This is a genomic window from Butyrivibrio sp. AC2005 (assembly GCF_000424145.1).
Lineage (GTDB): Bacteria > Bacillota > Clostridia > Lachnospirales > Lachnospiraceae > Butyrivibrio.
Genome location: NZ_AUJI01000009.1, coordinates 92,632 through 118,906 on the forward strand (window position 1 = coordinate 92,632; position 26,275 = coordinate 118,906).

Consider the following 26,275-nt stretch of genomic DNA (forward strand, 5'->3'; position numbering starts at 1 on the left):
TATAAAAAAGGAGAGAGAGGAAGAGCTATGTTAGCATTATCCAGAAAAAAGAATGAATCTATCATTGTCAATAATGATATAGAGATTACGATTTTAGATATCAGAGGTGATCAGGTGAAAGTGGGAATTGCCGCACCTAAGGAAGTACCAATCTACCGCAAGGAGGTTTATCTTCAGATTCAGGAGGAGAACAAGGCAGCAACAAATGTGGATGGAATTTCTGCACTTGCGGATTTGCTAAAAAAATAAGAATAAAGTCAGGTGGGGCAGTCGTGAGGTTTTACGGCTGCCTTTTTTCATATAGAAAATTTCTATGAAATTTCTATATGAAAAACGCTCCGCTATGGATGTGCAGCTCGCGGAGAGGTATCTAATTGCTACGCAATACCGCTCGCGCGCAAGGATTTTGCAAGCAAAATCCTATTTATAATCCATGTATAAACATTTTATTAAAAAAATATAAGAACCTAAATGTTTGATATATTATTCCGATATAATGGATAGAGGAAACTATAAGTATGTTTATGATGTTTTATAGGCATACTGATATGAAAAAAGCGGAGAGGGATATCCGCTGTAAACATAACACAAGGAGGTGAGAGTGATGGCTATGGATGCAATCAGTAACGTAGGTGCAATCAGCACAACTCAAATTCCTGATGTTCAGAAAACAGAGAGAGTAGTGTCATTCCCGGAAGGTGGTGCAGGACAGGGACAGGAAAAACCTGATTTTTCACTGAACCAGTCAAGTACAGCACCTCAGACATCTCAGGCATCAAAGCCCGAGGTTCAGGAAAGCGCTAACCCCAATATGCCAACACGTCAGGAGATAACAGAAGAGCAGATTGAGGCTGAGAACAAGCGCATAAAGAGTGCGATCAGCGAGATGAACAAAAAGCTCATCAGCAATTCGGAGGCAGTCTTTGGTATTCATGAGGATACCAACCGTATCACAATCAAGATCGTGGATAAGACTACCAGAGAGACAATCAAGGAGCTACCGCCGGAGAAAACACTCGATATGATTGCGAAAGCTTGGGAACTGGCTGGACTTATGGTCGACGAAAGAGGATAAAAATATCCGCTTCCGAAAGCTATTTTTAAACGTGCAAGGGGTAGTCTGCGCTCTTTTACCCTTCGGGCAAAAGAGCCTCTCCGAGGGATGCACAGCCCGCGGTAAGGAGATAATTGCTACGCAATTCCGCGGGCGCGCAGAGATTTCGCAAGCGAAATCTCATCTCTATGGCGTATTCAATCCCCAGAAGAAAGGAGCACCATATGACCATGAGAATAACCGGACTTGCTTCCGGGCTCGATACAGAGAGTATCATTACCGAGCTGACGAAAATAGAGTCCAAAAAAGTAGATAAAATAAAGAACGATCAGAAAAAGCATGATATGAGGATGGATAAGTGGAAGGAGCTCAACAAAAAGGTAGTGAGCTTCTACAACAAGACCCTCAGTAATTTGCGTTTTGATGGAAATTATACAAAGAAGACTACAACTGTATCCAATAATGATGCGGTATCCGTAACAACAAGCGGTTCTGCCATGAACAGTATGCAGAAGATGTCGGTTGATAAGCTGGCATCAAGTGCATATATGACAGGTTCCAAGATTAAATCCAAATCAGAAGATGGCAAGGCTACCAGTAGTACCACTCTGGATAACCTGGTTGGATATGGTGCTGAAGGTGAAGTTGATGATAACGTAAAAAATCATATCCGTATCAAATTTGGTGCTGAACCGGCTGAAGGAGAGGACGACAACAGAGAGTATGTTGACATTCAGCTTAGCGGTTCAGAGACAATTGCCGAAGCCATAGCTAAGATTAAGGAAGCTAAAACAGATAGCGGACTGGGAGTAAATGCGAACTATGATGCAAATCAGGGACGACTTTACATGACATCAACTACGTCCGGTGCTGATGGAAGCTTTTCCATTGACTATGGTGCAAGCGATATGAACGTTATCTCAGCGCTTGGATTAAAAGAATCCGATGACATGAAATATACTACCGGTGAGGATGCGCGGATAACTCTTAACGGACTTCAGTATACGTCAAATACCAATACCTTCGAGATAAACGGCCTTTCAATCACAGCAAAGCAGGTGGCTGAAGATATCAGCCTTACTACGGATGATGACACCAGTGGTGTCTATGACATGATAAAGGGCTTCCTTAAGGAGTACAACGAACTCCTGGGAGAGATGTCAACTCTTTACAATGCTGAGAGTGATGAGGAGTATGATATTCTGACAGCTGAGATGAAGGAATCCATGTCAGAGGAAGAAATCGATGAGTGGAATGAGAAGATAGAAAATGGTCTTCTTTCCAAGGATCCTGTTATCGGACGCGTAATGCGCGAGATGAAGAATATCATGCTAGGAAGTTTTGACATGGGTGAAGTTGATGAAGATGGAAAGCCATTCAAGACATCCTTTGCATCCTTTGGAATAGCAACCAGAAGCTATTTTGAGACAGAGGAAAATGAACGCGGACAGTGGCACATCGATGGTGATGAGGATGACGAGTACACCAGCGGCAAGGATGACAAGTTAAAGGATAAGATCAAGAATAATCCTGAGCTTGTAAGAACATTCTTTAAGCAGATATCCTCCAATATGTACACCAAGATCGGTGATCTTATGAAGTCAACCGAGTTTTCAAGTGCTTATACATTGTACGATGATAAGACAATGAAAAAGCAGGTCGATAAATATAAGACACAGCTCAAGGAAGCGCAGGATAAGCTTGGTCAGGTAGAAGACAAATACTATGACAAGTTTGCCCAGATGGAAAAAGCTATGACGAAGCTTAACGAGCAGACCAATTCCCTGGCAGGAATGCTTGGAACAGGCTGATAAGTAAATTGTCAGTACAGCTGACGGATGAGGGGTAACATAAAATCTACACGGAGGTGGTTCTATGCCGGTAACGAGAAATCCTTACGCAAAGCAAATGAATCAGTATCAGAATACGAAGATCCAGCAGGCTAAGCCGGAGGAGCTTACACTGATGCTTTATGACGGTGCCATAAAATTCTGCAATATTGCAATTATGGGCCTTGAAAATAATGATGAGAAGAAATTTACAACATATCTTCTTAAGGTAGAGAATATCATAGATTATCTGAACAACACTCTGGATATGAAATATCCTGTTGCAAAGGATTTTGAAAATGTATACAACTATCTTATGAAGAGACTTGTTGAAGCGGATCTTCACAGAGAGGAATCCCTGGAAATCATGAATGAGGTGAATAAACATATTCATACCATGCGTGATACCTGGGTTGATGCAATTAAGATTGCAAGGGGACAGATGCCTGCGCCTAAACGCGTACCGGCAGGAGCTTAGTAGGATGGTAGAAGCTTAGTTAGTTACTAAGCCTTCCCTTTGGGGGCGCTAATCGTCCAGGGGACGATTGCTCAGCGCGGACCGAAGCGGAGCGAAGACAGGTGGCACGAAGTGCCGGATGAGGGTTTTAAGAAGAAAGTGGGGAATGTAAAGTGACAGAGTCATATCTGGACATGATGGAAGAGAGTCTCAGAAGCAAGATAGAAGTACTTGAAGAGATTGTTAAGGAAAATGAGACTCAGAAAGAAATACTTGAAAGTACCAAGGAATTTGATGAAAAAGGTTTCGATGAAGCAATTAGTCGCAAAGGCGAACTGATACGGCGGGTGGATAATCTGAATGACGGATTTGAAAGCTTGTACGACAGAGTAAAGAAAGAGCTGGAAGAAAACAAAGACAAACATAAGGAAAAAATAAGGATTTTCCAAGACCTTATACGACAGATAACGGATTTATCAAACTCCATTGAAGCAGGCGAAAAGCGGAACAGTTCCCTCGCAAAAAATTATTTTAGTGTGGCAAGGAGTAAGATTAATCAGGGACGAAAATCCTCCCAGGCTGCTCTTGATTACTACCTTACAATGAACAAGTCCAAGATTACACCGCCTCAGTTCTATGACACAAAGAACTAGGTGATAATGTGAACGAACTTCCGATTGTAAAGGAATACGAAAACAGAATAGTTGAGATACTTTCATGCGATGATATTACTGAATGCTTTGATGAGATGTTGCAGATCGGAGCACGGATAATAAGCGGAGCGCTTTCTCCTGATGGGAAGAGAGAGCTGGCAGATCGCATTAAGAGAAGTGTCTACTTCCTCCCCAGAGAGGAAACACCGGATATGCTGCGTCATGTGGCATATCTTCATTTGATGGTGCGCCTTACTGACAGTAGGGATTTCTACACCGAATTTTTAGCCTATGTAGATGGAATGCGCATTGATGAGCGCTACAGATTTTTCCTTCTGATGCAGGCAAGATATCTTTCATATCAAAAACCGCATATTATTACTATCGAATCTGACAGATTGTTCCATAAAATTTTCAAAAGATGTAAACAATATTATGCCGACAGGATGGGTGATACTGGGCCGTTTTTAAAGCTGATCGACAGAAAAGCAGATCAGACCATAATCCTGACACAGCAGTATCTGACGGATACACACAGAGAAACACATATCACCAATCTCATAGCACAGGAGATTCTGGTGAGCATGTGCCAGAATACATTTATTATAAATACTAATGACCTTCTTCCTGTTTCAAATGTAGTTCCGCTTTTTGGAATAGAAGGTCATAATTCCATGCAATATCTCGCAAATGCAAACAATGTTTTTGTGAGAGGTCTTTCAGTTCCCTATTTTCAGTGCGATGACAGAATGCCCTCAGAGGATGAGATGCATATAATTCTAAGCACTATAAGGGAAATGAGACCTGAATACATCATAAGTTGTGGTGATCATGCTCTTACAGCATCACTTGCTGCAAGGATTGTTCCTGTAATTCCGGGATTCCAGATAGCTCCGGTAGATGATCCGCAGGTAATACGTGAAAATCTTCTCAATTACAGAAGAATGATAGAAGAAAAAAGATTTTGGCAAATCCGTTTTAAAGTTAGCGAAAATAAGATAAAATAAAAAGAAAACAATGCTAATGTCAAATAGTCTATAAAAACGATGAGGGGGAAAGAAAAAATGAAAGTAAATACCAGGATCTTTGGTGAAGTAGACATTGAGGACTCAAAAATCATTTCAATGCCATTTGGTCTTGTAGGATTTCCGCATCTTCAAAAATTTGCACTTATCCATGACAGTAAAAAGCCTGTGGGTGCTTTGTGGTATCTGCAGTCTATGGACGATCCTGATATTGCACTTCCGGTTATTGATCCTTTAACCATTAAGGCTGATTACAATCCTCAGATTGAGGCTGCTGATGTGGAGCTCTTAGAGCCACTGACAGAAGATAATCTGCTTCTTCTTGTGACCATTACCGTTCCTGAGGATATCACAAATATGACCGCCAACCTCAATGCACCTATTTTGATCAATTCCGATACAGGAAAGGGTGCTCAGATTGAGATTGTCTGGGGAAAAGAAGAATATATTACAAAGTATCCTATCTATGAATATCTAAAGAGACAGAAGGACTGAATTTGAATGGAAAACTTTAAATATTATGCACCGACAGAGGTTATATTCGGAAAAGGTGTAGAGAACAACACAGGTGAAGCAGCAGCGAAATATGGAAAAAAAGCACTACTTGTATTTGGAAAGGGTAGTGTGATAAAGAGCGGACTCCTTGAGAGAGTTGAGAAATCACTCGATAATTCAGGAATTCGGTATAAAGAGTTTGGAGGAGCAAAACCTAATCCCACTCTTGCACATGCCGAGGAAGGAGTTAAGGAGGCTCTTGATTTTGATGCTGACATGATCATTGGAATAGGTGGCGGAAGTGCAATTGATACAGCAAAAGCCATTGCTCACGGCGCAGCTAATCCTGATGATAAGTTGTGGGAGCTTTGGACTAAAAAGGTGCCACTTACAAAATCTCTCCCTGTAGGTGCTGTGCTCACAATAGCTGCTGCGGGAAGTGAGATGAGTGACTCTGCGGTTCTTACCAACGAAGAGATCGGTAAGAAGGCAGGAATAAATACTGATTTTAACAGATGCAGGTTTGCCATGGTTAATCCCGAGCTTGGAATGACGCTTCCAAAGGAGCAGATTGCAGCGGGTGTTACAGATATTATGATGCACACCATGGAGAGATATTTCATTCCGGATTCGTGCTGCGATCTTACTGATGAGATAGCAGAAGGCCTTATAAGAACAGTAATCAAAAATGGTGCGACCGTAGTGGAGAATCCCTCTGATTATAATGCAATGAGCGAGATTTTCTGGGCTTCAAGCCTTTCACATAATAACCTGACCGAGTGCGGAAGGGGAAAAGATTTCTCTGTACATAAGCTTGGACATGCACTTTCTGCCCGCTACGATGTTACTCATGGCGCATCGCTGGCAGCAGTCTGGGGTGCCTGGGCAAAGGAATTGTACAAGGATGCTCCCGGCAGATTTGCAAGATTTGCACGTAAAGTGTGGAACATTGCCGATGAAGATGATGAGACAGCTGCGCTTGTGGGAATTGAAAAGACATTAAAATTCTTTGAGTCCATAGGAATGCCCATCAGTATAAAAGGACTTGGTGTAGAGCCTGCAGAGGAGGATATCAAGGCACTTGCACTTGACGCAACTATGCAGGATAGCGTGAAGCTTTCGAGAATAAGACCACTTGATGCTGCAGCCGTTGAAAAAATATATAAGGCAGCTCTGTGATAAATGATAAAATATTACCCCTCAAATTCTTGTTAATGCAAAGAAATCTGAGGGGTTAATTATTTCTGGCTGTTAAAGAGACTATGTATTAGCCGATATTATTGGCGATACCAAAAGAAATATAGCCTTCGATGAGAGCTCTGAAATCAGTTCCTTCTTCACATTTTTCATTGTAGATTCCATCTACCATCAGGCGAAGTCCGCCGCCTTCAAAATGCTCTACAATTTTATATCTGTCCTTGTAAAAGGAACTTCTGGAAACCGCTACGTCCCTGCGCACGCCCTTGAATTCCGTAAGAGGGCAGCCCGGGAAATTAATGTTGACTATCTGACCATAGTCCAGTTTTACCTTCATAGCCTCCTGTAGCATGTCTTTAAGGTAAGCGTTTGTGACTTCATGCCTGTCATCCATGTTCTCGGAGAGGGCGATGGCATGATATCCCTGAAAAGCTGCTTCAAAGGCAGCACCTGCTGTTGCGGAGTATTGTATGTCAGTTGCCACGTTATAGCCGAAATTGATTCCTGAGAGCACGACATGTGGTTTTTTCGGCATTATGTTCAGACTTCCAACGCGAACGCAATCTCCGGGAGTTCCGCTGCATGAAAAGGCGTGTACGCCCTCAACGGTAAAATCGTGTGGAAATACATCTATTGGATCCCTGAGGGTTATGCTGTGGGAAGCTGCACTCCTCTGGTGCGCAGGTGCTACAACCCATACCTCTCCGAATTCCTTTGCTGCTTCAGCGAGTCTGTGAATTCCGCTGGCATCTATACCATCATCATTTGTAATAAGTATTCTTTTCATATGTGAAAATCCTTTTTGTTTTTATCTATATTAACACACGGGGAATAATGTCATCCAGCCTTCAAAACCGCAACATCTAGAAATAAAATAAGCAACATTATGTAAGACAGTAATTGTGGATAATGCGAAGATGATTTATAGGAATTTATGAAAAAACGATAATGATGTGGCATTGGAATCCACTATTAGGAAATGAGGACGCTTATGGGAGCTTTTGAAACAGGAGAATACAGGAACCTATTGAAGGAAATAGGTAAGTCGGACACCGAGATACAGGCTCGTATAGATGAAGCGGTTAAGACATTTTTCTATGATGAAAATGAGAGAATCTACCACGAAGCAGGTGAGGATATGGGGTACCTCACCGATACGGGTAATAATGATGCGAGGACGGAAGGCATGTCCTATGGCATGATGATGTGTGTCCAGCTGGATATGAAGGAAGAATTTGACCGCATATGGAAGTGGTCAAAGACCTATATGTTTATGGATGAAGGCGAGAACGAAGGGTATTTTGCCTGGTCATGCCAGACGGATGGTAAAAAGAATGCCTACGGACCAGCACCTGATGGTGAGGAATTCTATGCCATGGCTCTTTTCTTTGCTTCACACAGATGGGGTGACGGAGAGGGAATATTCGAATATAGCAGAGAGGCCAGGGAGCTCCTTGGTGCATGCCTCCACAAGGGAGAAAACGGAAGACAGGGGTGTCCTATGTGGAACAGGGAAAACGGACAGATACTCTTTGTGCCGGGAAGTAAGTGGACGGATCCATCCTATCATCTTCCACATTTCTATGAACTGTTTGCACTTTGGGCCAATGAGGAGGACAGAGAGTTTTTCAAAAGGGCTGCAGGAGTAAGCAGGGAATACCTTGCAAAGGCCTGCCATAGTGAAACGGGCCTAAGTCCTGAGTACGGGAATTTTGACGGAACACCTTTGGACGAGGAGCTGCCTTGGGGATATTTTGGTAACTTCTTCAGTGATGCATACAGAACCGTAGCAAATATAGGGCTTGATGCGGTTTGGTTTGGTGAAGAAAAACGGCATCTTGGGGCACCACTTCGAATGATGAAGTTCTTCGGAACCGATCTTGAAGCTGTAAGGTGCGAATATAAAATTGACGGAACACCGCTTGAGAGACCGGTGCTCCATCCGGTGGGGTTACTTGCAGCAACTGCTCAGGGGGCACTTGCAGCTGCTGACGAGGATTTTGAAACCGCTAAAAAATGGGTAGAGTGGTTTTGGAATCAACCTCTGAGAAAGGGAGAGCGCAGATACTACGACAATTGTCTGTACATGTTCGCGCTCCTGGCACTCTCGGGGAACTATAGAATTTATTAAGGGAGGTATTTTTTATGGGCAAACAACTTATTTATTCGGTGTATTTTATACTACCGATACTACTTTTGTGGGGGGCTAAACCTGCAAAAAGAGGGGAGTGGAACGACTCTCTCACACTCGAGCAGACTAAAGTATTTCAAGGATTTCTTACTATCTGCATCATGTTACATCACATCGGACAAAAGACCTGTGCATCATGGCTTTTTCCTAAGAGCCGCATAGTACCGGGCTTGGAATTCTTTGTTCCGATAGGCTACATTCTTGTTTCATTTTTCTTGTTTTTCAATGGCTATGGTGCTTACAAGAGCTTCCATACAAAGGAAAATTATCTTAAGGGCTTTGTGAAAAAGAGAGTACTGCCTGTAGTACTTGCTCTCTATTCAACAACTCTAATCTTCTTCATTGCAAGACTTCTTGTGGGTGAAAAGATTGACGGACAGGGCGCTTTTTACTACCTGACCAGCATTAAGCTTTGTAATCCAAACACATGGTATGTGATAGTTCTTCCGTTCTTCTACCTTGCATTTTATTTTGCATTCAGATTTATCAAAAAGGACGGTATTGCAGTTGCGGTAACAACAGCCTTTGTAGTGGCATATATGCTCGTCGGAACAAGCATCGACCACAATGACTTCCTCATAAGAGGTGAGTGGTGGTGGAACTGCGTGCATATGTTCCCTGTCGGTATCATCTTTGCAAAGTACGAGGACAGGATCATTCCTCACTTAAAGAAATATTACTGGGTATATGCTGTTGTGGCAGTAGCTGCATTATATCCGCTGTATCTGTATTCAGTTCATGCGCAGGATGTGTTCTCATATTATGGGGAAAACTGGGGAGCACCTGACACAGTTTTAAGAAGACGTTTGACTCTGCTTAGCCAGGTATTTGTAACTATGGACTTTGTATTTGCAGCACTTCTTCTTGGAATGAAGGTGAAGATCGGAAACAGGTTCCTTAAGTTCATGGGAACAATTACACTTGAGTTCTACCTTATTCACGGACTTTTCGTAGAGCTCTGCGACCATACCTTTGATGGCGGCGTTAAGTCACCCTTCCCGATCAAAAATGTATTCCTCTATGTGCTTGTGGTATTTGCCCTTGGGGTACCGTCAGCTATATTGCTAAAGAAGTTCCACGGATTAGTTCTTGGTATCGGTAAGAAGAACAAGTCACAGCTTAAAGATAAAAAGGTTGCCTGAATGGGCAAAACATACGGATTTGGTTATTCACCCAGTTTTGATGAATCAAGTCAAATTGGGTGAATTTTTTTATTTATAACCTAAAGTAATACTATATTGATGTAAGAAAATTCAACCTATATGCATGAAAACTTAATGATTGGGTGAATGAAAACGAAATAACGTATATTTTTGGTTAAAAAAGATGGCCCAAAACAGTAAAGTATAAGTTTCCGGGTGAAAGTAGATTCCAGTAATCTCAACCTGTCAGGCACTGATTACACAATGAATTTTTTATCGTAACTTAATCACCTGTTTATCATATTTTTATATCAATAGTGGATAATGTCATTAGAATGACAATTAGTATGTGTAGGTATGCTCAGGCGTGAAATGTGCGCATAGATAAAACAGCTATCTGATGTGCCAGCTATAGAGATAACCGGGCAGGAATAATGTAAAAATGTAAAAACAAACTGAGCGATGATAGAGGCAGCAATATAGGGCGACAAGAGGGCAAACATATGAGGAAACGACTGATATCGGCAATCGCGATTCTCACAATATTAGTGGCTATGACAGCATCATGCAGCAAGGGATCCGGTGGTGTGGTAGGTTCTGATGCCGAGGATACGGGAGATGCACTTGTTGTAATAGATATTAACCTCACTGATGAAGATTATGGAATCGGGGTAAATAAAAATAAGCCCGAGCTCCTGGAGAAGATAAATACGTTCATAGAAGAAGGTTTTAAGAACGGAAAGTATGAAGAAATCACCGGGCACTATTTCGGCGGTGGTGGTGAACCTGTGGGTATCCCTGCGGGGGAAATTGATAGGAGCAAGGATCAGCTCATTGTTGCTACGACAGGAGATTTTGAACCCTTTGATTATGATGATGGGGATCTGCAATATGGAATTGATAAGGAGCTTATTAAAGCTATTGCAGATGATATGGGAAAGGAACTTGTACTTGTCAATGTCAATTTTGACCTGATGTTCATTCAGGTTAGTCAGGGAAAATGTGATGCCTGCATAGCGGGAATTACCATAAATGAAGAAAGAAAAGAATATGTGGACTTCACAATTCCATATTTCAATGCAGGACAATGCCTTGCTGCAAGAGAAGCCAAAAATGAATTCAAGGATGCAAAAACCAGAGAAGAGGCTGAAGAGATACTAAGAAATTTGGATGCAGGCACAACTATTGCAGTTGAGAGCAAAACTACCGGAGAGGATTACCTTGAAGGCACAAGCGGCACCGGTTTTGAAGGAGTAAGCTGCAAATTACTTATTTGCTCAACCCTTAAGGATTGCATAAATGCACTTAATAACGGATCAGCAGATTATGTCATTGGAGATAATGCTACGCTCAAATACCTTATAGCTAATCAGTGACATGCTTAATAGGGCTTCAAAATGAAAACGTTGAAGAATTACATCTGGATATTGTTGCTTGGCATCCTTTTGCTGGTGTTCCTTGGACTTGCAATAGGACTTAGTTCCATGTTCAGAGTCTCTGTGGACAACAAAAATATAGTTGGAGCGATTTTTATAGATAATATAGATGATGGTGGGTGGAACGAAGCTCATTATAAGGGGTTAAAAAAAGCCTGTGATATGTTTGGCTTCAAGCTTGAGATAGAGACCAATATAGAAGAGTCACGGAATGCAGCTGAAGCTGCAATAGATGAACTGGTTGCAAAAGGCTGCAATATCATATTCCTTACAAGCGATGGGTATGGGATGGATCTGTATCCTGTAATGGAAAAATATAGGGATGTCCAGTTCTATACGGTTTCTCCTAATGCAGATATGCCCAATGCTACAACATATTTTTGCAGAGATTATGAGATGAGATATCTTGCAGGAATTATTGCCGGAAAAATGACAAATAGTAACATAATCGGGTATGTTGCAGGTATGAGGAAGCCACAGACAACCAGAGGAATTAATGCTTTTGCCCTCGGAGTGAGATCTGTGAATCCGGATGCGATAGTTAAGGTAAAATACATGGATGCCTGGACAGATTCTGACGTTGAATATGAATCAGCAAAAAAGCTTATTTTAGATGGTGGAGCTGATTTTATTACTTTTCATGCAAGTCTTCATACAGCGATTGATGCTGCAGAGGATTTTGATACCTATTCAATAGGCTACGGATCCTATAAGGAGGGATATTCGGATAAAAATCTTACGACGGTTTTATATAAATGGGATGTGGTGTATCAGTACATTCTTGAGGATATCTCAAAAGGTAATTTTGATGCCGAGCCGTATTACTGGTTAGGTTTAAGAAAGGGAGCAGTGGATTTGGCAGAATACTCACAGCTTGTACCGGGGGAAGTGAAGCTCCTTGTCGAAGAGAAAAAACAGGAAATAAAGCATGCATACGATATTTTCGAGGGCGAACTTATAAGTAATACAGGTGAAATCATGTGCAATAAGGGAGAGAGTATAAGCGATGATGCTCTCCTAAAGCGCATGGACTGGTTTGTGGAAGGGGTGGAAATCTATGAGTAAAAAGAACCGCTTCCTGACAAATCAACTGGCCTTTGTACTGGCGCTGACTGTACTCATCATGGCGGCATTGGGAGCTCTTATGTACATCAGCATGGACAGGCGAATTAATAGAATTACAGAGTCCAATATAGCTAACGAAGCAGCTGCAGCAGCTTCCTATTATTCAGAGAATCTGCGAGGTGAGATGCTTACTCTTGAGCACATAGGAGCCATATTGGCAAATGAGGATACCGTTGGAGAAGATGAAAGCTTACAAAAAGCCACGGTTATTATTGAAAATGTATTCAATGCAAACCCAAGCATAATTCTGGGTATTATGGATGGAGAAAAAAAGCCGGTATATTCAGAGGCTGTTGATCCTAGTGATTATCAGGAACTGCTTGATTCTTTCCGCGGTAATTCCGGCGTGTCATATATGAAAACAGGGGCTTTGCTGTTTTCATATTCCGTTCTTCGCGGAGATAATGTGCGCTATGTATTATATTACATCTGCTCATCTACCTACATTAAGAGAAAGCATGATCTGTCAATGATTAAAAAACTGGGCAGTATTTCACTTATGACTAAGGATGGAGATGTGATAATACCTTTTTCGAATGTTGAGAAGGGGGATGAATCATTTTTTGCCAGTAAATCCGTAAATAATGTTTTTAATAACCTGCGTAGAGGACATAACCTTGAATCCGTAGTTGTAGAAAAAATCTCAACTACAAAAGGGGATATGTTTTTCTACTCTGCTGAAGTGAAAAATACGCCATTTGTACTTGCGGGAGCAATCGACAAATCGACTGCCATAGGCGTATTGTATCTTATTCCAATTACTGTAATGTCGGTATATGTTATTTTTGTGCTGATAGTTTTGATCCTTTCGGTTTTCCTTATCGTAGCTTCCGTTAAGGTAAGAGAGAGTGATGAGCTTAGAGAAGCAAAGCTGATTGCAGAGGATGCATCGAAAGCCAAGGGGCTCTTTTTGGCGAATATGTCTCATGAGATAAGAACGCCCATAAATGCCATACTTGGTATGGATGAAATGATAATAAGGCAGACAGGGGATAAGAAACTTCTTCAGTATGCACATAGTATTAAAAGTTCAGCGAATTCACTTCTTGGACTTGTAAATGATATTCTTGATTTTTCGGCGATTGAAGCCGGCAAGCTAAAGCTGAAAAATGAGCCATATAACCTGTCAACATTGCTTATGGATATCTCTACCCTGATAAAAACCAGAGCAGAGAGCAAGAATCTTGAATTCAAAATTGACATAAACAAAAACGTTCCGGATAGACTCATTGGTGATGTGACAAGATTAAAGCAGGTAATAATCAACCTTCTTACAAATGCCGTCAAGTATACCATTGAGGGATTTGTTTATCTGATAATTGATTATGAAAAGATAAATGATGAGGAAATAAAACTTAAAGTATCCGTCAAGGATTCCGGAATAGGAATGAAACCTGAGGATATTCAAAGACTGTTCCATGCCTTTGAAAGATTTGATGAGAACAGAAACCGTACAATTGAGGGAACAGGCCTTGGAATGACCATAGTTAAACAGCTCCTTGACGCAATGGGAGGAACCATCGATGTTAAGAGCGTGTACGGTGAGGGCAGTGAGTTTTCATTTGAAGTAAATCAAAAGGTTGAGAATTGGAAGCAAATAGATGATTATGAAATTACGGCAGAGAAAGCAGCAATAAAGCAGGAGAATTACAGACCATCCTTCTATGCTCCTGATGCCAGGATCCTTTCTGTGGATGATATGGAGATTAACTTAAGAGTCGTAAACGGACTTCTTGAGCAGACGGGAGTTAAAATAGACTCTGTTCTTAGTGGGGAAAAGGCGCTGGAGCTTATAAAAGAAAACCGCTACGATATTATGCTCATAGATCATAGAATGCCGGTTATGGATGGCATGCAGCTTCTTGAAAGAATAAGATCTATGACGGACAACGAAAATCATGGCTGCGTGTGTATTGCACTTACTGCTAACGTAACGGAAGGCATGCGTGAAAAGTATATAACAGCAGGCTTTAATGATTATATGGAAAAGCCTGTTAAAGGAAATCTTTTGGAGGAAATGTTATTAAAATATATTCCAAAGGATAAGCTTCTTGATGAATCGGAGAGAGAAAAGTCCATGCAGACTGCGGAGGCAGATTTAGGGGAAGAAGCAAAGGAAGAAGCTGAACAGGGTATCCCGGAAGCTGTTAAAAACGAACTCCAAAGACTTCAGGATGAGGGGCTTCTGGATTGGACAAATGCTGTTGAGTTCGCAGGAAGTGAGGAGCTTTATCTGGATACGGTTCTGTTCTTTAGAGATTCGATAGATGAAAAGGCAGATGAGATAGAATCTCTGTATTTTGCAGAAAATATACAGGATTTCACTACCAAGGTACACGCACTTAAGAGCTCTGCAAGACTGGTGGGACTGACAGAGCTTTCAGAAATGGCAAGGCTTCTTGAGGAAGCAGGTAAAAATGAAGACATGAACTATATAAGAGACAATACCTGGGAGGTACTGTCCAAATATCGTTCTTACAAGGATGTACTTGAAAAAATAAAGAGGGAGTAAACACTATGGACGGTAAAAAAATACTGGTCGTGGATGACGATGATCTGATGCGCATGGTCACTGTCAAAATGCTTCAGCAAAAGTACACAGTAATAACGGCAGGATCCGGGAAGGAAGGAATAGAAGCATATGAGAGAGAAAAGCCGGATATGATTCTCTCTGATCTTATGATGCCGCAAATGGACGGTTTCCAGATGATGGAGCATCTGAGGGAAAAGCATAATATTGTTATTCCCGTTATGTTTATGACGGCCTATTCCAGCGATGATTCCGAAAAGAGAGGACTTGAAGTAGGGGCTGTGGATTACATCAGAAAGCCCTTTAAGGCTGAGGTATTACTCCGCAGAATAGAGAATATTCTTCAGAATGCAGACAGAATAAAAGGGCTGAAAGAAGCTGCCGAACTCGAGCCCATGACCGGACTTTTGAATAAGGTTACAACTGCAAAGGAGGTAGGGGAGACTGCCCAAAAGACCGGCGGAATTCTCATGATGGTGGATCTCGACAGCTTCAAACTGGTAAATGACATCTACGGTCATGAATCCGGAGACAAGATACTGATATGGTTCGCAGAGCTTTTGAGAAGCATAATGAGATCCGGCGATATTGTTGGAAGAGTCGGCGGAGATGAATTTGTTGCGTTCTGTCAGAATGTCAGGGATGAGAGGATGGTAGCGGAGAGGACGCAGTTTATGAACAGAAAGCTCCTTTCCTATGCAAAAGAGCTTTTTGGCGAGGATATGAATATTCCTCTTGGCGTATCTGTCGGTGCGGTTATCTGTCCTGATGAGGGTACGGATTATATGACGTTATATAAAAAGGCCGATCAGGCGCTCTATAACGTCAAGATGGCAGGAAAGCATAATTATGCATTTTTCAGGAATACTGAGGAAGTAGAAAAAGAGAAAGCAGCTGAGGGGCTAAGTGAAATAAATATGGTCCTTAAGGAGCGTGACATTAAGAAAGGCTCAATGGTACTGCCTCTCGATAGTTTTAAGCTTATTTACAGGTTTTTGATGCGTTTTCAGAGAAACTATGCATGGGATATCCATCTTCTTGCTTTTAAGATTGAGTCACAGGCAGGAAGTGAGGAGGATATTTCGAGGATGACGGATTACTTTTTGGAGATGGCAGCGGGATGTCTTAGAGGAAGTGATGTATTTTCCAAGATGGGTAATAATACAGTGCTGGCCATTTTCCTTAAAGCAACTGATGATGAGGTGAAGATTCCCATCCTGAGAATTCAGGATAAGTGGGAGACAGACGCAGAGACTGCCGGGTATACCTTCACATATGAAATGGAATATATGATGCCGGATTGAGGTATAGATGTTTAGGGATAATTCTACTGATAAAAATCCACAGCTTAAAAAATATCTGACTCCTGTGGGAGCATGGGCTCTGGCCTTTGGATGCAGTGTAGGGTGGGGCTCTTTTGTGATGCCCGGAACTACCTTTCTTCCACTTGCAGGTCCTGTTGGAACGACACTTGGCATGATTATTGGCGGCTTTGTAATGTTCCTTATAGGTGTGAATTTCCACTACATGATGAATAAATATCCGGATGATGGCGGAACCTATGCCTTCTCAAAGTATGTTTTTGGCTATGATCAGGGATTTCTTGGCGCGTGGTTTTTACTTCTTGTATACATGGCAATTGTATGGGCAAATGCCACAGCCATACCGATTATCTGCAGGAATCTTTTTCCGGGGCTTTTGGAAAAGGGATTGTGCTATAACATCGCAGGGTTTGAAGTATATGTCTATGAATCCCTATTATCTGCAGTGATAATAGGAATTTCGGGATTTATCTGCCTTAGTGGTGGTAAGCTTTCATCTCTGGTTCAGACTGTTTTTGCCTTTGTACTAATTGGCGGAATTACTGTTGTTGCATTATTGATTCTTGCGAGCGGACGGGTTAGTGCCGCGACCTTTGAACCCGGTTTTGTTTCGGGAAAATCAAACGGATTCCAGATTTTTCAGATAGTTGCACTTGCACCATGGGCATATGTCGGTTTTGAATCCATATCTCATTCGACTGAGGAATTTAATTTTTCACAAAAAAAGAGCGGATGGATATTTTTCTTTGCTCTTCTTGCAGGGGCAGCAGCCTATTCACTTCTATCACTTATTGCTGTAACAGCACTTCCTGCCGGGGCATCAAATTGGAAAATGTATATTGATCATCTTGGTCAGTTTTCAGGAATTGCGGGGCTTCCCACTTTTCACGCTGCAACTACCATTATTGGAAAACCGGGATTTATACTGCTTTGCTTTGCCGTAGCAGCCGGAATAGTCACAGGACTTATAGGTAATCTTATAGCAGCCAGCAGGCTTATGTATTCCATGGCAAGGGATAACCTTTTTCCTGAATGGGTGGGGAAGCTCAACAAATATGATGTTCCCTACAAAGCTATCATGGTTATCACAGCTGTATCCATGATTATTCCGTTTTTTGGAAGAACAGCCATAAGCTGGATTGTTGATGTGAATACAATAGGTGCAACCCTGGCATACAGCTACACCTCTTTTGCTGCTTTTAAGAGTGCCAGAGAGGAAGGAAATGCAACTGTTCAGCTTACAGGTGGCATTGGACTGGTTATTTCGGTTATCTTTACAATCTATTTTCTTATTCCTAATCTATGGTCTGTTGAAGCGCTTTCGCAGCAGTCCTATATAATTATAATTCTGTGGAGTATTGCTGGATTTGTAGCATTTTACTTTATTCTGAAAAGTGATAAAACGAAGAAGTTTGGACATTCCACGACTTCACTTATTGCACTTTTGTTCCTTGTGTTTTTCATAAGCATGCTGTGGTTCAGAGAGGCTTCCCACAAGACCTCGGAGGAAGCACTTACTGACCTCAAGGACTACTATATTTCCAGAATGGAGGAACGCGGAATTGAGCTGACAGATTCGGAGATGCTCAATGTTAATGGCTATATAGAGAAGAAGGTTAATGATGTAAATAATTCACTTCAGATAAAAAGTATCCTGCAGATGCTGACAATTCTGATTGCGCTTTATGTCATGTTCAGCGTATACAGAACCATGCACAAAAGAGGGCGGGACATGGAGATGGAAAAAATAGCCGCTGAGGAAAACAGTAAGGCGAAGAGTATGTTTTTGTCCAATATGAGTCATGACCTCAGAACTCCCATGAATGCAATAATCGGTTATACGGAGCTTACCAAGGATATTAAAGGCATGCCTCCGGAGGCACTTGAAAATCTCTATAAGATTGAGTATTCAGGAAAGCATCTCCTTTCACTTATAAATGACGTTCTGGATATGGGAAGAATTGAGAACGGCAAGATGACTCTTGAAATAGAGGATACCGATATCACGACAACCATGCATGATGTAAAGGTTATTTTCATGCCCCAGATGAAGTCCAAGAACATAAGCTTTGAGGTTGTGACAGAAGGCGTAAAGAACAGGTATGTTAAATGTGATGAAAACCGTTTGAACAGGGTTCTTCTTAACCTTATCAGTAATGCGTTTAAGTTCACTCCCGAAGGCGGAACCATCACGGTATCGCTCATTCAAAAGGGTGTTGCAGGTGGAAAAGGTAAGTATGAAATAAGGGTTAAGGATACGGGAATGGGTATGAGCCCTGAGTTTGCGGCTACTGTTTTTGATGCCTACACCCGTGAAAATACTGCCATCAGAATTCAGGGAACAGGACTTGGAATGGCCATAACCAAGAGCATTATAGAACTCATGGGCGGTGATATACGAGTAGAGTCCGAAAAGGTTAAGGGTTCTGAGTTTATCATTAATGTGGCTTTTGAGATTATTCCTGATGAAGACTATGTGAAGAAGCATCAGCCTGTTCAGGATGTAGGTAAGGACTTTAGCAAATATACAGTACTTCTGGTTGAGGATCAGGTTATCAACAAAGAGATAGCAATCCGTCTTCTTAAGAAGTATGGCTTTAAATATGATACTGCTGAGAACGGACAGGTGGCTCTAGACAAGGTTTCTTCTTCAGCACCCGGGACCTTTGACCTGATTCTTATGGATATACAGATGCCGGTTATGGATGGATACACTGCCGCCAGGAAGATACGCGAACTTGAGGATCCTGAGCTTAACAGTATTCCCATCCTCGCCATGTCTGCCAATGCCTTCGCAGAGGATGTCACGAACGCCAGGGACAGCGGTATGAACGGCCATATCTCCAAGCCTATTGAGGTCAACAAAATGATTGAGACGATGAGTGAATTTTTGTAATTATAGCCTTCCCCTTGGGGGGGGAAGGTGCCCGAAGGGCGGATGAGGGGAATATGACAGATTGTTAACAGAAAAGTAATATATAGTTATTTTCTGTGAATGCCCAGGGAGATATGTTAAAATCACTTCGTGGTGTTTTTAGTGAAATACTCTAAACGATGAGGGGGTCATCTAGTAGGAGGAGATTAGTATGAGAAAAGGGCAACTGGCGAAAGTAATGGCCATAGGCTTAGTATGCTCTATGGCTTTTTCTAGTGCTTGCGGCAAAAAGAGCGGTGTCATCACCGAAGGTGGCGACAGACCCGCAAAGGAAATAGATAAGGATCATGTATACAGCTTCGAGAGTGTAGATATACCTGCAGAAGGCGACAGCAATGTATCCAATGTGTGTGCCGGTAAGGACAGTCTGTACGCAACTGTCTATAACTATAATAGTGAATCCGGATATATGAAGCTGTACAAAATTCCCTTTGATACAGTGGAACCTGAGGAAGTACCGCTTGATAATGGTAATAATGTAAGCTTCGACAGCATTACCTGTGATGATGAAGGAAATATCTATGCTTCTAAGTATGTGTATAGCGGAGACGATGCAGATGCAGAGCTTTTGGAGCAGGATGTAGTTTCTGAAGAAAATACAGATGAAGAAAAAGAAGCTGCTGAGGAGGAGACCGGAGCTGCCTCTGAAGAAACAGGCGATGATGCAGTGTCAGATGAGGACTATACAGCGCCTAAAGCATTCATGGTTAAGATGAATTCTTCAGGAGAGACACTCTGGGAATCCGACTTCACAGAGGAGGATTCAGAATCCTACATACGATCAATGGTTTATGCCAAGGGATACGGAGTACTCACATGCAGTGAGAATGGTGTTTGTCTCTATGATGAAAATACCGGCGAAGGCAAAATCATTTATGCACGTGAGAAAAAGCAGGATGAGTATTACGATGCCTATCTTTTCCGAATGAAAAATGATGATGTATATCTCGTAGCGGAGGACGGTGGAAATGATACTACTATAAGTAAGTTCAACCCGTCCCAGATGACCTTTGACAGTACTGATTATAAATTGCCGGAACATGTATATGGTGGTTACGGAATTTATCCCGGAACAAGCTATGACTTCTATAATCAGGATAATAGCGGAATATATGGCTTTAATCTTGGTGATGAGAAGACTACTAAGATTGTTGATTTCACCGCCTCCAATGAAGTGGTAAATATGGTGAACTTCATTGGTGAAGCTCCTGACGGAAGACTTGTCATTACTAATTCATCAGGTGATGAGAGCTGTCTCAGTTTTCTTTCAAAGGTTGATCCTTCCAAGGTTGAAGAAAAGGAAATCATCACTCTTGGTACCTGCTACATAGCTGACACAGTAAGAAAGCAGGTTGTGAAATTTAATAAAAATAGTGACAAGTACAAAATCAACATCATCGATTACGCTGAGCTTGCAGGAGAAGAGCCCGGTGATGATGATAATTCTGATGAGTACATGACAGGAATAAACAAGCTGAGCCTTGATATCACACAGGGCAAAGCTCCGGATATCATCGCCGTTGAATCGGATATGCCTTTTGAAAGCTATGCTTTAAAAGGTGCAATAGAACCTCTTGATCCTTATTTTGACACTGATGATGAAATATCTGCTACAGATTATTTATCAAATGTATTTGATGCCAGTAAGATAAACGGAAAAATATATTCCATAATTCCCAGCTTTTATGTGACAACCTGTGTTGTTTCAAAGGACAACGCAAAAGGTGATGTAATTACAATTGATAATTATGAAGATATATGTAAGAGATGCGGAATTGATCCCATACTTGGAATGGGAATGACGACAAGAAGTGATGCCCGTCAGCTATACGAGACGATGGGAAGTGCCTACGTGAACTATGAAGAGGGAACCTGCAGTTTCGATTCAGAAAGCTTTGTAAAGCTTCTTGAGTTTATAAAAGAGCTTCCTAATGATAGCGAGGACATGGATTATGAGACCTACGAGGCATACTACAGAGAGAATAAATCGCTCTTAAAGGGATATTGGCTAAGCTCCTTCGAAGACTACCAGGTTCTGAAAAAAGGTTACTTCGGAAAAGATATTGTGTTTAACGGATTCCCCGCAGCCAAGGACGGAAGATCCTATATAACTCCCAACGTACAGATTGCAATGAGCAGCGACTGCAAGAATAAGCAGGCAGTATGGGAATTTATGAAGTCATTCCTCTCAGATGAGTATCAGGAAAATGTTGAATGGAGTTTTCCGATAGAGAGAAAAGCAATTGACAAGCTTGCAGAGAAAGCTCAGGAGAAGCCTTACTACATTGATTCGAATGGCAAGAAGGTCGAAAATACTTCTATCTGGAGCATTGGTGGAATGGATGTGGAAATAGAAGAGCTTTCAAAGGAAGAGACGGATACAGTTGTTGACTTCATTGAATCCGTAACAACTACCCAGAGCAAGGATGACAATGTCATAAACATTATTGATGAAGAGGCAGCAGCCTTTTATGAAGGCCAGAAGAGCGCTGAGGAAGTTGCTGACATCATCCAGAGCAGAGTATCCATATACCTGAGTGAACAGATGTGATAGGGATAAAATAGAACAATTATTGAGATATTCACCCGGATTGGTTTGTGAACTGATTCCGGGTGATTTTTTGTGACTTTAAGTGCTATTATGAATTATGAGGGCCTTTCTCTTTCCAATATTACGCTGCTGGGATGGTCCATGGGTGCCGGAGTGGTGCTAAATTATGTAAGACTATATGGGTGCGATGCTCTGAAACAGATTATACTTTGTGACATGACGCCAAAGCAGATTAATGATGATGAGTGGAAGCTTGGGCTTTATCAGGGCAGGTATACGAAAGAGGATATGGACAGGGATGCGGGAAAGGAGTTTTATACGCTGTATAAGGAATTTGCCAAAGGGGCTATTCCCAAACTAAAAAAGTTACCGGGATTCATTCTGAAAAAGCCTTTAATGCAAAAACTTGCTGAGTGCGATGAAGCTGTACTTCGCAGGTAAGAGATGGAGAAATTGACAAGCGGTTATTGCAATGATAAAATCCATATAATTGAATTATAAAGAAATTATAGAATTGACAGATCATGTACGGCAAACATTCTGTAATACTTTTATAAATCAATTATAGTATAATGATAGTGAGAACAGGCATGGAAGAGAATAAACGTATTAAGTGGCATCCTGGCTTTTATGGAGCACTAGAATTTGAACTTAGAAAATACAGGGATGTGCTGATATTTGAAAGTGAGCATGAGCTGTCAAAGGAGCCTTTGCTCATGGATATGCTGGTTATTAAGAAAAAGAATTCCGAAGTTATTGATGAATCTTTTGCCAGAATATTCAGAGGACATAATGTTATAGAGTATAAAAGCCCTGATGATGAATTATCAATAGATCAGATGTACAAGACTGTAGGCTATGCCTGTTTATACAAGAGTCTTGGAGAAAGAGTTAATAAAATATCTGCTGACGATATGAGTATTTCAATATTTAGAAGCAGACATCCGAGGAAGCTGTTTGCAACATTAAATGCTCTGGGGGCAGTCATAAAGGAGCTTGATTTTGGGGTATATTATATTCAGAGAATAGTTAACATACCTTTACAGGTGATTGTTACAAGTGAACTTGAACCCGATAATTATTATGCACTGAAGATACTGACACGTAATGCAAACAGAGAAGATATCAGTGCATTCATAGATATGACAAGTACTGAGTTGCCGCAAGGTGACAAGGACAATGTTGATGCGGTTTTGCAGGTCAGCGTTTCAGCAAACTACGATCTTTATCAGGAGATAAGGAGGGACAATACCATGTGTGAAGCACTTAGGGAACTTATGAAGGATGAAATAGAGAAAGACGTTAAGGAAGGAATAGAGCAGGGAATAGAACGTGGAATAGAACGTGGAATAGAGCAGGGAATAGAACGTGGTCGCGATGAGATACTTTTTTCATTGGTTCATGATGGCTTGCTCGATGTTAAGGAAGCAGCGAAAAGAGCCGGAAAATCAGTAAAGGCTTTTAATAGCGGGATGAAGAAGATTTACGGTTGATCTCATGATTGGGTGCCTGTCAGCATGAGGTTTATTTGGGGAGCAAATTACATGACAATTAGTGATAGGATATTTGAGAGAATAGAGCAGCTTTCTATGACACAGAAAGAATTTTCCAGGAAAGCAGGCATTCAGCAGAGTACGATCAGTGAATGGAAGAAGAACAAGACTAATCCATCATCTGACAAGATATTAGCTATATGTAAGGCACTTGATGTTACTCCTGAGTGGCTTTTGTCTGGAGTAGATCCTTCAGAAAACCGTGGTAGAAATCAGTCATACTATACAGTTGATCTAAGCACAGACACAGGAATCCTTGTTGCTGAATTTAATAAGCTAGAGAAACAGGAAAGGGACAGGATACTTGGATATGTAGCAGCTTTTGTAGCAATGCAGAAAGAAAAGCAACAAGAATAAAGGAAGACAGAAATAATATGGCAAAGGAAGAAAAAACTAATGTTATGAGAGTTCTTGATGGCAAGAAAATTGCCTATGAGAGCCATGCATATGAACCTGATGCGACCATGAGCGGAGAGGAGATCGCAGGGATACTTGGAGAGGATCCGCAGAAGGTGTTTAAGACACTTGTTACTCAGGGGAAGAGTGGACAGTATTATGTCTTTGTAGTTCCGGTGAAAGAGGAACTGAATCTGAAGAAGGCTGCTTCTGCAGCATCTGAAAAGTCTGTGAGTATGATTAAACAAAAGGAACTGCTTCCACTTACGGGCTATGTTCACGGGGGATGCTCGCCCATAGGTATGAAAAAACAGTTCAAGACATTTATTCATGAGTCAGCAGAGGCCTTTGACAGGATTTTCGTAAGCGCAGGCAAGGTTGGCTATCAGATAGAGCTTGCGCCGACTGATCTTATCAGCGTTACCGGGTGCAGCCTGGCAGATATTATCTAATGTCATTGTATTCCGTTTTTTGAATTGTACAAAATAGGTATTGATTAATGATTATTCATAAGGTATAGTTTTATTTGCAACGGAAAACGTTTTCCAATAAGGAGAGACTATGAATTTAAGCGCAATATACCACAGAATGTCAGAACAATACTGCTACTCCCTGGACCAGGATCAGCTGATTATCAATATCAAAACAGGATATGATATCGACAGGATATACATTTACCATGGAGATCCGTATGATGCCGGAATAATGGGCGGCAATGAGAGATGGACAGGTAAGAGGGAAGAAATCTATTTTAAGAAGAGACTAAAGGACCATATCTGGTGGACAACCACTCTTCGCCCTGAACATAAGAGATGTAAGTATTACTTTGAGCTTCACAGTGGGGATGAGTGCGTATATTACTTTGAGGATGGTTTTTACTCTGAAGAGGAGATGAATCAGGAGGGTAAGACTCTTTCATACTTTATTATGCCCTGGATGAATCCTGCAGATGTGTGCAGGACACCCGACTGGGTTAATGATACTGTGTGGTATCAGATTTTTCCTGAGAGATTCTGCAATGGAAATAAGAGCATAGATCCTGATAACGTACTTCCATGGCAGACAGGAAAGGTAGGATTCCATGACTACTATGGTGGAGATATACGAGGTATAAGGGATAAAATTCCTTACCTCAAGGAGCTTGGAATCACGGGGTTATATCTGAATCCTATATTTGAGGCACATAGTAATCACAAGTACAACACTCGTGATTATAAAAGGGTGGATCCTCATTTTGGAACTAATGAAGATCTGAAACTGCTTGTAAAAGAGGCGCACGAAGCAGGCATAAGAGTGATGCTTGATGCAGTATTTAACCACACAGGAGCAGATCATCCGATGTGGGTTGATGTACTTGAAAAGGGGCAGGAATCCAGGTATGCGGATTGGTACATGGTAAATAAGTGGCCAATTGAGCAGGGCCGTGATACAAGAGATGGCAGATACTATTCCTTTGCTTTCGCAGAATATATGCCAAAGCTCAATACGAACAACCAGGAGGTTCAGGATTATCTTCTGGATATTATCAGATTTTGGATAGAGGAATTTGACATAGACGGATTAAGGTTTGATGTCGGTAATGAGGTTTCACATTCATTCCTGAAGGCAGTACGCTACATGACGAAGCGCATGAAGGGCGATTTTTATCTGCTTGGCGAGATCTGGCATGATTCTATGTCCTGGCTTCTTGGAGATGAATATGATTCTGTCATGAATTATCCGCTCTCAACAGCGATTGCTGATTTCTGGGTTTACAAACACAGAGGCAGGGAAACCTTTGAATATGATATAAACAGGTGCTTTACAATGTATTTCTCACAGGTAAATGATGTACTGTTTAACCTGCTTGATTCTCATGATACCAACAGACTTTTCGAGAAAGCTGAGAAAAATGTTGATATATTCTATCAGCAGCTTGCAGTTCTGTTCACAATGCCGGGAAGTCCCTGTATTTACTACGGAACTGAGGTTATCATGGATGGAACCTATGACCCTGATTGCCGAAGGTGCATGCCTTGGGATGAGATTGAGTCAGGAGAAAAAGATGCTGAGATTTCAGAGATTAAGAAACTTATCGGTATGAGAAAGAGCTTGCAGGCATGTAAGAGCAGAAACTTCCATTTCCCCAACGACATCGATAAGCAGCGGGTGGTTTCTTATCTAAAGATAGGAGAGAATGAGAGCCTGCAGATATATCTTAATTGTGAGGAAGAGGATGTTTCCATAGAAATAGGCGATGCAGCCAAGATTGTTTACTCACGCAAATGGGAACAGAGTGACGAGGCTGCAGGCAAATTGGGAGTTAACGGTATTTTGATATTAAAAGTATGATAGAAGAGAAGTTTTCTATTCTCAACCCTGCTATTTATGATATAGTTTATTAG

The 26,275-nt window shown here is 41.4% G+C and carries 22 protein-coding genes; 21 read left to right on the plus strand and 1 reads right to left on the minus strand.

What is annotated here, in order from left to right:
* Positions 1–27 precede the first annotated feature (27 nt).
* The 8 genes from csrA (at position 28) to G602_RS0100415 (ending at position 6,692) form a co-directional block, all read left to right on the plus strand.
* The gene (gene csrA / locus G602_RS0100380) at positions 28–249 is read left to right on the plus strand and encodes a carbon storage regulator CsrA (protein ID WP_026657105.1); all 222 of its coding nucleotides are present in this window, start codon (positions 28–30) and stop codon (positions 247–249) included.
* Positions 250–604: 355 nt separating this feature from the next.
* Complete coding sequence (locus G602_RS24610; protein ID WP_049944975.1) at positions 605–1,075, plus strand: flagellar protein FlaG; 471 nt, start codon at positions 605–607, stop codon at positions 1,073–1,075.
* A 203-nt stretch (positions 1,076–1,278) separates the two neighbouring features.
* Positions 1,279–2,865, plus strand: coding sequence for a flagellar filament capping protein FliD (gene fliD / locus G602_RS0100390; RefSeq protein WP_026657106.1), 1,587 nt, complete (start codon positions 1,279–1,281; stop codon positions 2,863–2,865).
* Positions 2,866–2,929: 64 nt separating this feature from the next.
* The gene (fliS, locus tag G602_RS24615) at positions 2,930–3,361 is read left to right on the plus strand and encodes a flagellar export chaperone FliS (protein ID WP_242835466.1); all 432 of its coding nucleotides are present in this window, start codon (positions 2,930–2,932) and stop codon (positions 3,359–3,361) included.
* A 152-nt stretch (positions 3,362–3,513) separates the two neighbouring features.
* The gene (locus G602_RS0100400) at positions 3,514–3,993 is read left to right on the plus strand and encodes a hypothetical protein (protein WP_026657108.1); all 480 of its coding nucleotides are present in this window, start codon (positions 3,514–3,516) and stop codon (positions 3,991–3,993) included.
* An 8-nt stretch (positions 3,994–4,001) separates the two neighbouring features.
* Positions 4,002–5,000, plus strand: coding sequence for a hypothetical protein (locus G602_RS0100405; RefSeq protein WP_026657109.1), 999 nt, complete (start codon positions 4,002–4,004; stop codon positions 4,998–5,000).
* A 57-nt stretch (positions 5,001–5,057) separates the two neighbouring features.
* Positions 5,058–5,513 (plus strand): flagellar assembly protein FliW, encoded by a 456-nt coding sequence (gene fliW, locus G602_RS0100410; RefSeq protein WP_026657110.1) that lies wholly within the window; start codon positions 5,058–5,060, stop codon positions 5,511–5,513.
* Between the two features lie 6 nt (positions 5,514–5,519).
* On the plus strand, positions 5,520–6,692 hold the full coding sequence (locus G602_RS0100415) for an iron-containing alcohol dehydrogenase (RefSeq protein ID WP_026657111.1): 1,173 nt from the start codon (positions 5,520–5,522) through the stop codon (positions 6,690–6,692).
* An 88-nt stretch (positions 6,693–6,780) separates the two neighbouring features.
* Here G602_RS0100415 and surE read toward each other — a convergent pair whose 3' ends face one another.
* Positions 6,781–7,497, minus strand: a complete 717-nt coding sequence (surE, locus tag G602_RS0100420; RefSeq protein WP_026657112.1) for a 5'/3'-nucleotidase SurE — start codon at positions 7,495–7,497, stop codon at positions 6,781–6,783.
* A 204-nt stretch (positions 7,498–7,701) separates the two neighbouring features.
* On the opposite strand from surE, the gene G602_RS0100425 reads away from it, so the two are divergent.
* The 13 genes from G602_RS0100425 to G602_RS0100490 all read left to right on the plus strand — a co-directional run bounded on the left by G602_RS0100425 (position 7,702) and on the right by G602_RS0100490 (position 26,222).
* Positions 7,702–8,841: a glycosyl hydrolase family 8 gene (locus tag G602_RS0100425; RefSeq protein WP_026657113.1), complete on the plus strand. Its 1,140-nt coding sequence runs from the start codon at positions 7,702–7,704 to the stop codon at positions 8,839–8,841.
* 14 nt (positions 8,842–8,855) lie between these two features.
* Entirely contained in the window at positions 8,856–10,043 is a 1,188-nt protein-coding gene (locus G602_RS0100430; RefSeq protein ID WP_026657114.1) for an acyltransferase family protein, read from the plus strand.
* A 503-nt stretch (positions 10,044–10,546) separates the two neighbouring features.
* Positions 10,547–11,419, plus strand: a complete 873-nt coding sequence (locus tag G602_RS0100435) for an ABC transporter substrate-binding protein (protein WP_026657116.1) — start codon at positions 10,547–10,549, stop codon at positions 11,417–11,419.
* Positions 11,420–11,440: 21 nt separating this feature from the next.
* Positions 11,441–12,544 (plus strand): BMP family ABC transporter substrate-binding protein, encoded by a 1,104-nt coding sequence (locus G602_RS24620; protein WP_049944976.1) that lies wholly within the window; start codon positions 11,441–11,443, stop codon positions 12,542–12,544.
* Complete coding sequence (locus G602_RS28425; RefSeq protein WP_026657117.1) at positions 12,537–15,116, plus strand: ATP-binding protein; 2,580 nt, start codon at positions 12,537–12,539, stop codon at positions 15,114–15,116. The genes G602_RS24620 and G602_RS28425 overlap by 8 nt, the downstream gene beginning before the upstream one ends.
* 5 nt (positions 15,117–15,121) lie before the next feature.
* Positions 15,122–16,438: a GGDEF domain-containing response regulator gene (locus G602_RS0100450; protein ID WP_026657118.1), complete on the plus strand. Its 1,317-nt coding sequence runs from the start codon at positions 15,122–15,124 to the stop codon at positions 16,436–16,438.
* 7 nt (positions 16,439–16,445) lie between these two features.
* Positions 16,446–19,352 carry an amino acid permease gene (locus G602_RS28430; protein WP_049944977.1) on the plus strand — a complete coding sequence of 969 codons (2,907 nt, stop codon included), beginning with the start codon at positions 16,446–16,448 and terminating at the stop codon, positions 19,350–19,352.
* A gap of 190 nt (positions 19,353–19,542) precedes the next feature.
* Complete coding sequence (locus G602_RS0100465) at positions 19,543–21,942, plus strand: ABC transporter substrate-binding protein (RefSeq protein ID WP_026657119.1); 2,400 nt, start codon at positions 19,543–19,545, stop codon at positions 21,940–21,942.
* Positions 21,943–22,014: 72 nt separating this feature from the next.
* Complete coding sequence (locus G602_RS0100470; RefSeq protein WP_026657120.1) at positions 22,015–22,383, plus strand: hypothetical protein; 369 nt, start codon at positions 22,015–22,017, stop codon at positions 22,381–22,383.
* A 149-nt stretch (positions 22,384–22,532) separates the two neighbouring features.
* Positions 22,533–23,435, plus strand: a complete 903-nt coding sequence (locus G602_RS24640) for a hypothetical protein (RefSeq protein ID WP_049944978.1) — start codon at positions 22,533–22,535, stop codon at positions 23,433–23,435.
* A 51-nt stretch (positions 23,436–23,486) separates the two neighbouring features.
* On the plus strand, positions 23,487–23,852 hold the full coding sequence (locus G602_RS0100480; protein ID WP_026657121.1) for a helix-turn-helix domain-containing protein: 366 nt from the start codon (positions 23,487–23,489) through the stop codon (positions 23,850–23,852).
* 17 nt (positions 23,853–23,869) lie between these two features.
* Entirely contained in the window at positions 23,870–24,343 is a 474-nt protein-coding gene (gene ybaK, locus G602_RS0100485; protein WP_026657123.1) for a Cys-tRNA(Pro) deacylase, read from the plus strand.
* A 109-nt stretch (positions 24,344–24,452) separates the two neighbouring features.
* Positions 24,453–26,222: a glycoside hydrolase family 13 protein gene (locus G602_RS0100490; RefSeq protein ID WP_026657124.1), complete on the plus strand. Its 1,770-nt coding sequence runs from the start codon at positions 24,453–24,455 to the stop codon at positions 26,220–26,222.
* The last annotated feature ends 53 nt before the right edge of the window (positions 26,223–26,275 follow it).